Source organism: Mycobacterium sp. NPDC006124, assembly GCF_040614235.1.
GTDB lineage: Bacteria > Actinomycetota > Actinomycetes > Mycobacteriales > Mycobacteriaceae > Mycobacterium.
Genome location: NZ_JBEXUA010000014.1, coordinates 54,922 through 67,762, shown reverse-complemented (window position 1 = coordinate 67,762; position 12,841 = coordinate 54,922). Strand labels below are relative to the sequence as shown.

12 protein-coding genes are annotated in these 12,841 nt (G+C 67.7%); 8 read left to right on the top strand and 4 right to left on the bottom strand.

What is annotated here, in order from left to right:
* Positions 1 to 28 precede the first annotated feature (28 nt).
* The 3 genes from ABZ195_RS23460 to ABZ195_RS23450 form a co-directional block, all read right to left on the bottom strand.
* Complete coding sequence (locus tag ABZ195_RS23460) at positions 29 to 1,393, bottom strand: HNH endonuclease signature motif containing protein (protein ID WP_355222004.1); 1,365 nt, start codon at positions 1,391 to 1,393, stop codon at positions 29 to 31.
* 547 nt (positions 1,394 to 1,940) lie between these two features.
* Positions 1,941 to 3,203: an FAD-dependent monooxygenase gene (locus ABZ195_RS23455; RefSeq protein WP_355222002.1), complete on the bottom strand. Its 1,263-nt coding sequence runs from the start codon at positions 3,201 to 3,203 to the stop codon at positions 1,941 to 1,943.
* Positions 3,169 to 4,086: an NADP-dependent oxidoreductase gene (locus tag ABZ195_RS23450; protein ID WP_355222000.1), complete on the bottom strand. Its 918-nt coding sequence runs from the start codon at positions 4,084 to 4,086 to the stop codon at positions 3,169 to 3,171. The genes ABZ195_RS23455 and ABZ195_RS23450 overlap by 35 nt, the downstream gene beginning before the upstream one ends.
* An 84-nt stretch (positions 4,087 to 4,170) precedes the next feature.
* On the opposite strand from ABZ195_RS23450, the gene ABZ195_RS23445 reads away from it, so the two are divergent.
* The 6 genes from ABZ195_RS23445 (at position 4,171) to ABZ195_RS23420 (ending at position 9,766) form a co-directional block, all read left to right on the top strand.
* Positions 4,171 to 4,983, top strand: coding sequence for a siderophore-interacting protein (locus ABZ195_RS23445; RefSeq protein WP_355221998.1), 813 nt, complete (start codon positions 4,171 to 4,173; stop codon positions 4,981 to 4,983).
* Positions 4,984 to 4,986: 3 nt separating this feature from the next.
* Positions 4,987 to 6,021: an iron chelate uptake ABC transporter family permease subunit gene (locus tag ABZ195_RS23440; RefSeq protein ID WP_355221996.1), complete on the top strand. Its 1,035-nt coding sequence runs from the start codon at positions 4,987 to 4,989 to the stop codon at positions 6,019 to 6,021.
* On the top strand, positions 6,018 to 7,067 hold the full coding sequence (locus ABZ195_RS23435) for an iron chelate uptake ABC transporter family permease subunit (protein ID WP_355221994.1): 1,050 nt from the start codon (positions 6,018 to 6,020) through the stop codon (positions 7,065 to 7,067). The genes ABZ195_RS23440 and ABZ195_RS23435 overlap by 4 nt, the downstream gene beginning before the upstream one ends.
* A 12-nt stretch (positions 7,068 to 7,079) precedes the next feature.
* A complete protein-coding gene (locus ABZ195_RS23430) occupies positions 7,080 to 7,907 on the top strand; it encodes an ABC transporter ATP-binding protein (protein WP_355221993.1) in 828 nt (275 codons plus the stop codon).
* Positions 7,908 to 8,021: 114 nt separating this feature from the next.
* On the top strand, positions 8,022 to 8,429 hold the full coding sequence (gene panD, locus ABZ195_RS23425) for an aspartate 1-decarboxylase (protein ID WP_355221991.1): 408 nt from the start codon (positions 8,022 to 8,024) through the stop codon (positions 8,427 to 8,429).
* Positions 8,429 to 9,766 (top strand): SidA/IucD/PvdA family monooxygenase, encoded by a 1,338-nt coding sequence (locus tag ABZ195_RS23420; protein ID WP_355221989.1) that lies wholly within the window; start codon positions 8,429 to 8,431, stop codon positions 9,764 to 9,766. Before panD ends, ABZ195_RS23420 begins: the two co-directional genes overlap by 1 nt.
* Here ABZ195_RS23420 and ABZ195_RS23415 read toward each other — a convergent pair.
* A complete protein-coding gene (locus ABZ195_RS23415) occupies positions 9,763 to 10,707 on the bottom strand; it encodes a methionyl-tRNA formyltransferase (RefSeq protein ID WP_355221987.1) in 945 nt (314 codons plus the stop codon). The genes ABZ195_RS23420 and ABZ195_RS23415 overlap by 4 nt on opposite strands.
* 141 nt (positions 10,708 to 10,848) lie before the next feature.
* Between ABZ195_RS23415 and ABZ195_RS23410 the strand changes: the two genes are divergently transcribed.
* Entirely contained in the window at positions 10,849 to 11,094 is a 246-nt protein-coding gene (locus ABZ195_RS23410; RefSeq protein ID WP_355221985.1) for an MbtH family protein, read from the top strand.
* A gap of 5 nt (positions 11,095 to 11,099) precedes the next feature.
* A complete protein-coding gene (locus ABZ195_RS23405; RefSeq protein ID WP_355221983.1) occupies positions 11,100 to 12,827 on the top strand; it encodes an ABC transporter ATP-binding protein in 1,728 nt (575 codons plus the stop codon).
* Positions 12,828 to 12,841: the final 14 nt, after the last annotated feature.

Sequence of the window (12,841 nt, the reverse complement as noted above, 5' to 3'; positions counted from 1 at the left end):
CAGTCGAGATTGGCTGGGCACCAGGCGGTTACGCCGCGCTCTCGTCCCCCGGTTCGGCGAGGAGTCGCTCGGGGTGGTGGAGGTAGTTGATTCGGGTTTGGCCGACGTCGAGTTGCGGGGGTGGGATCCACTGCACCACGCCGTCGACGAGTGCGACGGTCCAGCCGTTCTCGGCGAGGCGGTTGTCTCCGCCGCAGGCGAAGGTGACCTCGTCGATGTCGGTCTGTCCGTTGTGGGCCCAGCCGGTCATGTGGTGGACCTGGGTGCCGTATCCGGGGACGGTGCAGCCGGGTTTGGTGCAGCCGCGATCTCTGGCGTGCAGCACGATTCGTTGGGCTGCCGAGGCCAACCGTTTGGTGCGGCCGAGGTACAGCGCTTCGGTGGTGTGTTTGTCGAACACCGCCAGGTAGTGGTGGGCGTGGGCGGCCATGCGGATCAGGTCGGCCATGGGCAGCAGTGACCCGCCGCCGGTGACCCCGGACCCGGCTCCGGCTTCGAGGTCTTGCAGGGTGGTGGACACGATGACGGTGACGGGTAAGCCGTTGTGCTGCCCGAGTTCCCCCGATGACAGGACAGTGCGTCCGATGGCGATGAGTGCGTCGTGGTGGCGTTGCCCGACGCTGCGGTCATCGCCGTCGATTTGTTCTTGGGACGGGGTGCCGGAGGTGCGGGGTTCGTGATCGGCGGGGTTGCACATTCCGGGTGCGGCCAGTTTGGCGAGGATCGGTTCGATCACGGCCCGGGCTTCGGGGCCCAGGAGCCCGGTGAGCCGGCTCATCCCGTCGGCCTGCTGCGGCCCCAATCGCAGGAATCGTTTCCGGTCGCGGTCGGAGTCGTCGGGCTCGGGGCCGTCCTGGTCGATGGCGACGGCGAGCTTGTCCGCAGCGCGGCGCAACTCCTCGGGGCCGGTGCCGGACCCGATGTGCGCCAACGTCTTCTCGGACAGTTCCTTGACCTCCGGATCCACCCAGCCCGGAAGCTTGTCGAGGAAGGACCGGATGATCGTCACGTGCTCGGGGCCGAGGGCTCCGCGGGCTTGGGCGTCGGCAGTAGGTGCCAGCTTCGGGGCCAACGCCTCACCGTTGAGCGTGGTGCGGGGTCCGAGGTCTTCGGCCTCGGTGAGCCGGCGTCGGGCTTCCTTGCCGGAGATCCGCAACCGTTGGGTCAGCACGCTGCCCAACGACTTCGCGCCCAGTTCCGTCGGGGACGCTTCGCGTTGCAGCCGGGCGATCACCCGATGCCCCACCACCGGCAGCTGCCAGGCCGCGGTCTCGAGTTCACCGAGCAGTTCGACCAATTCGCGGTGGGTGAACTGGTCGCAGTCCAGCTCGGCGAGGTCGGCGACGGCGGCCACCAGCGAGGTAACCGCCGCGATGACCCGAGCCGAACTCATACTCGAACACTAGTACGACCCACTGACAAGAAATGCTACGCTGCGACACCTGAATCAGAAGTGACACAGGAGGTTTCGCTCGGCGCAGGCAATTCACTCAGAGGCCCACCGGACGCTACAGCAGCACCGCCGTGCCGAATGCGACGTTGCCCCGATGCGGGCCAACTGCCAAGCACTGGACTACCACTGCATGGTCTGCACGAACGCCGTCAGGGTGCTGCCGAAGAGATCGAGCTTGCCTGAGGCCATCAGTGGCAGTTTTGATGTCGCCGCAGCCCTACTAAATCTGTGCAGATGCGAGGGCGGGCGAGCGGCTCAGTGATCGTGAGATCGGGTCTGCGCTCGACCCTACCGTGACGGGCTAGCAATGAATCGAGAACTCGCCTTCAATCTGCTTTTCAGCTCCGCGCCTCGCCACATCGGGATCCGAGAATCAGTGTCGCCAAAGACTTCATCACCCTGCCCGGCTGGCGATCACCCGGGATGCACCCCGATATGAACGGACGAAAAACTGTGTGAAGCAGGGGAACTCAATCGGTCGGGACGGCTAGAAGTCCGGCAACGTGGGCGCGCGGTCCGTCGATGACGCCGTCAGCCGCGACGTCAGGGCGCGAGCGGGCGCACTGGCAACCACCCGCACGGCCGTACGAAAGACGCGGACGCCCAGTCGGCTCATCGGGTTGGCGATCCCCGGCACTCCCGGCGGGAGCTTCTGCGCCTCGTCGACGAACGGTCGCATATGGCGTTCGTAGGCCGCGAAGGCCTCGGCGTGTTCGGTGGTGGCGCCGAGGGCTCCTGCCAACAGGTAGGCACCGGCGATGGCCAGGCTGGTGCCCATGCCGCTGACCGGGGTTGCGCAGTAGGCGGCGTCGCCCACGACCGCGACGCGACCCGTCGACCACGACGGCAGCCGAACCTGGGCGATCCTGTCGAGATACAGGCTCGACGGATCCTCGGCCAGGGCGTCGAGGATCCGCGGCGCCGCGTAGCCGACGTCGGCGAACACCTCACGTAGGGCCTGGACTTGGTCCTCGCGGCTCTGGTAGTCCAGACCCGTTGGGGGACTGCGGAAGTTGAGGGAGGCGCGGGTGGAGCCGACGTTGTCGGGCCGCAGCTGAACCGAGCGGCCGCCGGTGGTGGTGTACCACTGCCACCACCGATCGTCGTCGGCGCTCTTCGGGATGGTGCAGTAAGCGGTGTAGAAGCCGAGATCGCGGTAGTCCGGTTCGGCGCCGAAGACGGCGTTGCGGGTCGTCGACCGGATGCCCTCGGCCACGATCAGGAGATCGAAGCGGCGGGTGCCGGCCGCGGCGAAGGTGACGTCCACCCCGCCCTCGTCCTGCTCGACCGACACGATGCGCTCGCCGAAGAGGAATTCGACCTCGCCGGCCTCCTCGACGAGCAGTCGCGACAGCTGACTGCGGAGAATCTCCAGCTCGGCCGTCGGACCGTCACCGCTTGCGGAGTCGCCGACGGGAAATTCGCCCAGCGACCGGCCGCGGTCGTCGACGAAGCGCAGACCGACCTCGCCGGTACCCGAGGCTCGCACCCGGTCCTCGAGGCCCATCCGGCGCAGCACCTCGCGACCGATGCCGCGGACGTCGACGTTCTGTCCGCTGTCGCGCAGCTCCGGAGACCGTTCGACCATGGTCGGCGTGAAGCCGAATCGCTTGAGCCAGTAGGCGAGTACCGGTCCTGCGATGCCGGCCCCGCTGATCAGAACGGTGCGCTCGGTGATGAAGACTCCTGGTGTGGATGGGTCCGGGTCGAGCTCGTCAGCTGACCTCGATGACGACCTTGCCTCGAGCATGCCCGATCTCCACGGCGGCGACGGCGTCGGCGGCCTCGTCGAGCGGCCGGACGTCCTCCACGTGCGGGTCGAGCTTGCCGTCGGCGACGAGCTGGGCGACGATCTCCAAGACTCGGCTGGTGCGGTCCCGCTCGATGGGATGACCACCGAGCTCACCGACCGAGAAGTCGCCGGCGCTGATCAGTTTCGTCTTGTCGGAGACCAGATCGGCCACTGCGCGTAGGGCCTCCCCGCCGGCGAGGTCGAGTATCGCGTCGACCCCGTCGGGCATGATCTGCCGGATCCGTTCCGCCACACCGTCTCCCGAGGCCACCAGCGTGGCACCGAGCGTCTCGACCAGCGCGCGCTTGTCCTCACTGCCAGTGCCAATGACGTTCAGGCCGAAATCCCTGGCGATCTGCGCGGCCGCCACTCCGACGCCGCCGCCGACCCCGTTGATCAGCAGCGTCTGACCCTCCTGCAGTCCCAACTGCGTCACCCCGTCGTAGGCGGTCGCCGCAGCGACGGGCAGAGTAGCGGCATCGTTGAACGACACCTGCGGTGGTTTGCGAGCAGCGGCGGCCGCGGTCACCAGCGTGTACTCGGTGAAGGCGCCGGAACCGGTGGCGACGGAACCGAACACCTCGTCGTTCTCGGCAAAGCCCTCGACATCCTTGCCGACGCCGCGCACCACACCGGAGACCTCACTGCCCAGCACGGCGGGCAAGTCGCCCTCACTCGCGGCGCCCAGCATGCCCGACCTGATCTTCCAGTCGACGGGGTTGACGCCAGCCGACCGGACCTCGACCAGCAGTTCGGCGGGTCCAAGAGTCGGCATGTCGAGATCGAGGAATTCCTGGACGTCGACTCCACCATTGGCGCGGTATCCAAATGCTTTGACCATGGGGCGGGCTTACCCGGCGGTCATGGTCCGGAAACCGGGTACGGCGCTCGCGACCGCGGACATGATTAGGTTAGCCTGCACTACATGCAAGCGGTGGTGGAGGGCTTCGTCGCGATGGTGGACGACGTCGGGCCCCGGATGAGGCGCGTGGTCCTGGACGTCCCCCTCCTGGCCGACTTGAGCCTGCCCGGGGTCGGCGACGAGGCCGTCGGCCTCTACTTTCACGACTCACCCGAAGGCCGCAACTACACCATCCGACGCCGTGGACCGGGCAAGGCTCAGGTGACGTGCGACGTGGTGCTGCACGAACGGGGCGTCGCCACCGAGTGGGCGCGCCGCGCGACGGTCGGTGACCGCGTGGTGCTCGACCACGCCCGCAGCTGGTACCGGCCCGAACCCGATGCCGCCTGGCAGCTGCTGATCGCGGACCTGTCGGGCTTGCCCGCCCTGGCCCGAATCCTCGAGGAACTGCCGGACGGCACCCACGCCTCGGCGATCGTCGAGGTCGCCGACGACTCCGATCTCGAGTACCTGAAGATGCCACCGGGCATCTCGCTGACGACCACGATCGGTAGCGGAAACGGTTACGCCGCAAGCCGTCTGCCTCATCTGGTGCGCACGTACACCCATCTCGACGGCCGCGGCTACTGCTGGTTCGCGGGGGAGGCCGGGGCCACCCGCGAGGTACGCAAATATCTTCGCGCCGACCATGGCTGGACCGCCGACCAGTACGACGTCGTCGGCTACTGGCGGTTCGACTCCGAGAGCTGGGACCGAAGGTTCGAGGCCGTGAGCGACGAGATGGTGGCTGTCTACGAGAAGGCGCTGGCCGAGGGCAAGGGCGACAAGATCGCCTCCGAGGAGTTCGACCTTGCCCTCGAGAGAGTCGGGCTGTAACCGTTGTCCGTCGCCGCGCTCGACCCGTCCACCCGCGCCGCGCCGCGCCGGGGCCACGCGCTCGGGCTGAGCGGCGCCGCGCTCGTCTTGGGGATCGCCTGTCTGCTGAGCCTGGCCATCGGCACCGAGAACGTCGGCCTCGCCACGGTGTGGCACGCCCTCGTCGACTACACCGACACCGGCAGCGAGTGGATCGTGCACGATTTGCGCATCCCGCGCACCCTGTTGGGCATCGTCGTGGGCGTCGCGCTCGGCACGAGCGGCGCGTTGATCCAGGGTGTCACGCGAAACCCGTTGGCCGACGCGCAGATCCTGGGTATCAATTCCGGAGCGGGGCTCTTCGTCGTGGCGGCGATCGCCTTCCTCGGACTCCGGTCGGTCTGGTCCTACGTGTGGTTCGCGTTCGTCGGAGCCTTCGTCGCGATGGCCCTGGTGTACTTGATCGGCATGACGGGACGCGCCGTCGCCACCCCGGTGCGGATGCTGCTCGCCGGCGTCGCGGCGGGCGCGGTGATGGAGGGCATCTCCTATGGCATCCGGCTGCGCAATCCCCGTGCCTTCGACTCGATGCGGTACTGGGACGCCGGTGCCCTCGACGGCCATACGCTCGCCGTGGTCGGCGTGATCACCCCGTTCGTTCTTCTGGGAACGGCGATGTGTCTGTACGTCAGTCGTGGGTTGAATGCCGTCGCCCTCGGTGACGAGTTGGCCGTCGCCATGGGCGGCAACGTGGTTCGCACCCGGGTGATCGGTCTGCTGGCCGTCACGGTGCTCGCCGGCGCCGCCACCGCGGGCGCGGGTCCGATCGGTTTCGTGGGATTGATGGTTCCGCATGCGGTGCGGTGGTTCACCGGTCCGGACTGGCGGTGGATCTGCGCCTACTCGGTGCTCCTCGCACCCGCGCTGCTGCTCGTCGCCGACGTCGTCGGCCGCGTAGTGGTCCGACCCGGCGAATTGCCCGCCGGCATCGTGACGGCATTCGTCGGCGCACCGGTCCTGATCTGGCTGGTCCGGCGTCGAGATGCGGCGGCCCTGTGAGTTCGGTCGACTTCGGGCGCCGGCAGCTCATCGTCCGCCGGGAACCGGGCGTCGCACTGCGCGTCGCGTGGCGCAGCGTCGCGGTGCTGGCGATCCTCGGCGCGGCCTCGACGGTGATGGCGGTGCTGGCGCTCGGCGTCGGGCAGTATCCCGTCCCGGCCGGTCAGGTGGTCGACGTCTTGATCGGCAGGAACACCTCCTTCGCCAGCGTGCTGGTGCTCGAGTGGCGAATGCCACGAATCCTGTTGGCGCTGTTGATCGGTGCGGGCCTCGGCGTCTCGGGGGCCATCTTTCAGGCGTTGACGCGCAATCCGCTCGGGAGTCCGGACGTCATCGGATTCGACTTCGGTGCGTACGCCGGTGCGCTCATCGCGATCGCGGTGCTCGGTGGCGGCTACTACACGATCTCGGCGAGTGCGGTGGTCGGTGGCCTGCTGACTGCCGTGGTGGTCTATCTGCTGTCCTACCAGAACGGGCTGGCCGGCTTCCGCCTGATCATCGTCGGGATCGCGGTGGCCGCCGTGTTGAGTTCGTTCTGCCAGTGGATCATCCTGAAGATCAAGCTGCATCAAGCGATCACCGCGTCGATCTGGCAGCAGGGTTCGCTCAACGGAATGGAGTGGGCGCAAGTCCTTCCCGTCCTCGTGGGTTTGACGGTCGCCCTCGCGATGCTTGCGGTCGTCGGTCCGCAGCTGCCGATCCTACAGATGGGTGACGACGCGGCGGGAGCGCTCGGCGTCCGTCCGGGTCGAGTGCGACTGGTGTACTTCGGCATTGGGGTGCTGCTGATCGCGGTCGCTGCGGCCGCGGCGGGTCCCATCTCGTTCGTGGCGCTGGCCGCCCCGCAGCTGGCGCGGCGGCTCACCGGCGCGCCGGGTGTGGGCCTGGTGTCGGCGGCTGCGATGGGTGCGTTCCTGCTGCTGGGCAGCGATCTGATCGCCTTGAGGATCGTCGCGCCCGCCGAACTGCCGGTGGGCGCGGTGACCGTCACCCTCGGTGGGCTGTATCTCGTCTATCTGCTCGTCGTCCAGGCTCGTCGTCGATAGGAGGTGCGGGGCATGACGAATCACGTACGGCTTGGAGCGCGCGAGCTGACCCTTGGCTACGGCGGGTCCGCGATCGTCGACGGTCTGACCGTCGACGTCGCGGCCGGGGCCGTCACCGCCATCGTCGGCCCGAACGCGTGCGGGAAGTCGACGCTGCTGCGCGGGTTGGCCCGCTTGATGAATCCTTCTGCGGGACAGGTAATTCTCGACGGCTCGGACATCACCCGGTTGCGGACGAAGGACGTCGCCAGGAAGCTGGGGCTGCTTCCGCAGTCGTCGATCGCCCCGGAGGGCATCACGGTGGCCGATCTGGTCACCCGGGGACGGTTCCCCCACCAGACGATGCTGCGGCAGTTCAGTCGCGACGACCAGCGGGCCGTCGCCGACGCGATGGCCGCGACGGGAGTCACCGCGATCGCCGGACGCCCCGTCGACCAGCTCTCCGGTGGTCAGCGCCAACGGGTGTGGATAGCGATGGTCTTGGCCCAGCAGACTCCGCTGATCCTGCTCGACGAACCGACCACGTTCCTCGACATCGCCCATCAGATCGATTTGCTCGACCTCTTCGCCGACCTGAATGCCGAGCAGGGCCGAACCATCGTGGCGGTGTTGCACGATCTCAACCACGCCTGCCGTTTCGCCGACCAGATCGTCGCGATGAAGGCGGGTTCGGTGGTGGCGCAGGGTAATCCGGCTGACGTCGTCACCGCCGCACTGGTCGAGGAGGTCTACGGACTGAGGTGCCAGGTGATCGATGACCCCGAGACGGGCACGCCGCTCGTCGTCCCGCGGGCGTCGGCCCGGATGCGCGCCAGGCGCCGAGACCCGACCCGTCGTTGATCGCTTCGGAGCCGACCTGACCCTGTGAACTTACTAAGGTTAGGGTAACCTCTCTATCGGCCGACTGTCGATGCGTCGGTCGCCACGGAAGCCGACGATGCTGGAGGGCTGGCAATGCTGCGAACCATGCTGGGGGGCAAGGTGCATCGCGCCACCGTCACCCAGGCGGACCTGCACTACGTGGGGTCGATCACTCTTGACGAGGACCTCATGCGAGCCGCGGACATCCTGGAGGGCGAACAAGTCGACGTCGTCGACGTCACCAACGGGGCGCGGATCACGACCTATGCGATCACGGGCCGGGCCGGTTCCGGTGTCGTCGGAATCAACGGCGCTGCAGCTCATTTGATCAACCCTGGTGACCTCGTCATCATCATGTCCTTCCGGCAACTCGACGAGCGCGAACTGACGTCTCACGCACCGCGCGTCGTCCACGTCGACGATCGCAACGAGATCGTTGCGCTCGGCGTCGACCCGGCTCAGCCGGTACCCGGCTCGGCCGACCAGTTGGCGAGCCGCTGATGACGCTGACGGTGAACGGTGATCATTCCCCACGCACCGACGACGACGTCCTCGGCGTGGTCGGCGTCGGCTTCGGCCCGTCGAATTTGGGCCTGGCGATCGCCATCGAGGAATACAACGAGTCGCATGCAGGCGACCAGGCGATCACCGCCGAGTTCGTCGAGTCGAAGGCGGAATTCGGCTGGCATACCGGCATGCTGATACCCGGCACGACGATGCAGATCTCCTTCCTGAAGGATCTGGCGAGTCAGCGCAACGTGCGCAGCCGCTACACGTTCCTCAGCTACCTGACCGAACGCGGTCGGCTCAACGAGTTCATCAACCACCAGACGTTCTTTCCCACGCGACTGGAGTTCCACGACTACCTGGAGTGGGCGGCCGGCAGGGTGTCGGCGACGGTGCACTACGGCACGCGGGCAGTCGCCGTCCGCGACGAGGGCGACTGCCTGGCGGTCGACGTCGACGGTGCGACGGGTGGGACGTTGCGCGCCCGCGCGGTGGTGCTGGCCGGTGGACTTCGGCCCCAATTGCCCGGCGGGGTCACCGAGACGCGTCGGCAGTTCCACAACCACGAGGTGCTCGACAGGCTGCAGAAGCTGCCGTCGGTCGACCATCGTCGCTTCGTCGTGGTGGGGGCGGGACAGAGCGCCGCCGAGGTCACCGACTACCTGCACACCACCTTTCCGGATGCCGAGGTCCACGGTGTCTTCGCGAAGTACGGGTACAGCCCTGCCGACGACAGTCCCTACGCGAACCGTGTCTTCGATCCCGCCGCGGTCGACGACTTCTACACCGCGGAGCCAACCGTGCGTCAGCGCCTGCTCGACTACCATCGCGCGACCAACTATTCGTGCGTCGACCTGCCACTGATCGAGGCGCTCTATGCGCGGGAGTACGCCGAGCGGGTGGCCGGCAATCGACGACTGTACTTCCACGGAGCGTCCGGCATTCAGTCTGCGACCGAGGACGACGGCGGGGTGCGGGTGGTCGTCGAGCATCACCCGACCAAGGCGGTCGAGACGCTCGACTGTGACGCGGTGGTCTATGCGACCGGGTTCGCGCCGATGTCGTTGCCGGACATCCTGGGTGACCTGTGCGACCCGAACGTGTTCTCCGCCGACGGTCCCGAGGTGGCACGTGACTACCGACTGCGGACGGCGCGCGACGTGCCTGGCGCGATCTACCTACAGGGCGGCACCGAGCACACGCACGGCCTGAGCTCGTCCCTGATCTCCAACATCGCCGTGCGATGCGGCGAGATCGTCGAATCGATCGCCAAGGAGCCCGCTTTCGCATCGGCTCGCCGCCGCACGGTCGGCACCACCGCGACGGGCTAGGGCTGATCGGTCAGGTAACCACCGCCGCGGCCGAAGAACTCCAGCGCGGGTAGTTCGGTGTCGTCGTCGAGGCGGACGACCTCCACGACGAGCCCCGGCGCGTCACCGCGGTGCGCGTGCGGGCCCGCCACGATGACCATTCCGCCGCCCTCGGCGATGAACACCCGACCGGGCGTGCCGCCGTAGCGGCAGCGTGACACCGAGGCCTTGAGGATGCGGATCCGCTGCCCGCGCCAGTACGAGACGGCGTTGGGGTAGGGATCGGAGAGTGCACGCACGAAGCGGTCCAAATCCTGGGCGGGCCAACGCCAGTCGACGATGCTGTCGCGGGCGGAGCGCTTGTGGAAGAAGGTGCGCTCGTCGAGATTCTGGGGTGTCCACGTGGCGGTGCCCTGCTCGATGAGGTCTAGCGATTCGATCAGCACGTCTGGGATGAGGTCGATGGTCGCACGCACCAGCGACGTGCCGGTGTCCGTCGGTCCAATCGGAATGGACCGCTGCAGCACGACGTCACCCGTGTCGAGTTCGTCGTCCATCCGGTGCGCGGTGAGACCGACTTCCGTTGCACCACTGATCATCGCCCAGATGACGGGGGAGAAGCCGGTGAACTTCGGCAACAGGGAGTCGTGCAGGTTCAGGGTGCCGTGCGGCGGAAGGTCGAACAGCTCCCTGGGCAGCCAGGTGCGCCAGTTGTTGGCGACGATGATGTCGGGCTCGGCGGCCCGGACGCGTTCGACGAGCTCCTCGTCGGGCCGCTGCGCCAAGTGAACCGGGATGCCGTGATCGCGTGCCAGTTGCTCGACGGAATCGGCCCAAATGGACTCGTAGGGCTGATCACTCGGTGGATGGGTCACCGCCAGCACGACGTCGTGATTCGATTTGACCAACGCCTCGAGGGTCTTGTGACCCCAGGTCTGGTATCCGAACGTTGCCACCCGCATGATCGACCTCCCATGTGTACCCGGCCATGTGTGCCTAGATATGGATAGCCTAACCTTTGATAGGGTTGCGTGGTTCCGGTGGGCGGGCTGCGGTCCCGCCCGGAGCCATCCCGGTTTCCACATCACCATCGAGGAGAACGCATGTCGGGCAATCCATTCGACGACGACGCGGCCAGCTTCTACGTTCTGGTCAACGGCGAGGAACAACACTCGCTGTGGCCGACCTTCAAGCAGGTGCCGGGTGGCTGGACGATCGTCTTCGGCGGCGACGGCGGGGCGAGCCGACAGGCGTGTCTGGACTACGTCGACGAGAACTGGACCGACATGCGTCCCAAGAGCCTTCGCGATCGCATGGCGGCGGCGTCAAGGGTTGACTCGACATCGTAGCCACGGTGGTGGAATCGCCAACGACCACGGGGGATGCGCTTACGGGCGGTGCGATCCTGCGGCGCACCGTCACTCGCAACGCCCGGCTGCTCACCGTGGGATCACTGCTGATCTGCGGTCACCAGCTGTGCGAGGCCATGGTCCCCGTGATGATCGGCGCCGTCGTCGGACGTGCAGTGGAAACCGGTGACGTCGGCCAGTTGATCGTGTGGGTCGCGGCTCTCGCGGCGTTGTTCCTCGCCCTCACGGTCTGCTACCAGGCAGGTGCGAGGCAGCTCATGCGTGCCATCGCGACCGAGGGGCACCAGCTGCGGGTCGACCTCTCGCTGCGGATCCTGCACCCCTTCCGGCTGCGGACGGCACTGCGGAGCGGCGAATTGCTCTCCATCGCAAGCACTGACGCCGACGAGACGTCCTACCTGCTGGACTACGTTCCCCGCATCGCCGGCTCGGTGACGGCGATCGTGGTCTGCGCAGGCGTGCTGCTCTCCGTCGACGTGCCGCTGGGCTTGGTGGTGCTGCTCGGCACCCCGGTCATCCTGTACCTACTTCACTTCGGCGGTCCGGTGATCACCCGGCGGGTCGCGGATCAACAGGAGCTCGCCGGCAAGGCGACGGCGATGTCGGCGGACTTGGTCGCCGGTCTACGGCCGCTGCGCGGCATCGGCGCCGAGGAGGCCGCCGCGCGGCGGTATCGCGCCGTCAGCCAGGAGGCGCTGACCGCCACCCTCCGGGCCACTCGGTCCCAGAGCGTCTACGTCGCTGTCTCCCATGCCACGAGCGCACTGCTCGCCGTCGGGATCGCCGTGCTCGCAGGCTGGTTCGCGCTGCGTGGACAGATCTCGATAGGTGAACTGGTCACCGTGATCGGACTGGCCCAGTTCCTGCTGGAGCCGTTCAAGACGATGGCCGAGGTGCCGAGTTGGATCGCGGAGGCCCGCGCCTCCGCGGTACGCGTCGGCTGGGTCGAGGACGCGCCGGTCGCCTTGGCACCCGGGTCCGCCCGGCTCGGTCCGGCTCCGTACGCGCTGGATCTCGTCGATGTCGGCTACCGGTCACTGGACGGCGTCACGCTGTCCGTCGATGGCGGCGCCATGGTGGGGGTCGTCGCCGCTCGATCGGCGGACGCCGACGCCCTCGTCGACGTGCTGTCCGGTCGACTGGCACCGGGTGAGTACCGCGGTGAGGTACGCGTCGGAGGTGTCCGGCTCGATGAGCTGGCCCTCGCCGAGTCGCACCGGACGCTTCTGGTCGAACCGCACCGCACCGACCTCTTCACCGGATCTCTGCGGTCGAATCTGCTCGCCGACCCGTCGACCGACGAGCAGCACGTGGACGTCGCGTTGCGCTCGTCGTGCGCAGCCGACGTCGTCGAGGTGCACGCTGCGGGGCTCGACCACGGTGTGACCGAGCGAGGCGCGAGCCTGTCGGGTGGTCAGCGGCAACGGTTGACGCTGGCTCGCGCCCTGATCCGGCGTCCGCCAATCCTCGTCCTGCACGAGCCCACGACGGCGGTCGACGCGGTTACCGAAGGTGCTGTTGCTCAGGGCATCGCCGAGATGCGCCATGGTGCAGCCGCGGTGGGCTACACGACCTTGATCGTCACCTGCAGTCCGGCGCTGCTGGCTGCGACCGACCGGGTGGTGTTCGTCGACGAGGGCCGCGTACTGGCCTCCGGTGCGCACGTCGAACTGATGGGGCGAGACGACTACCGATCGGCGGTCTTGCGATGAGCGCTCGCGCGAAG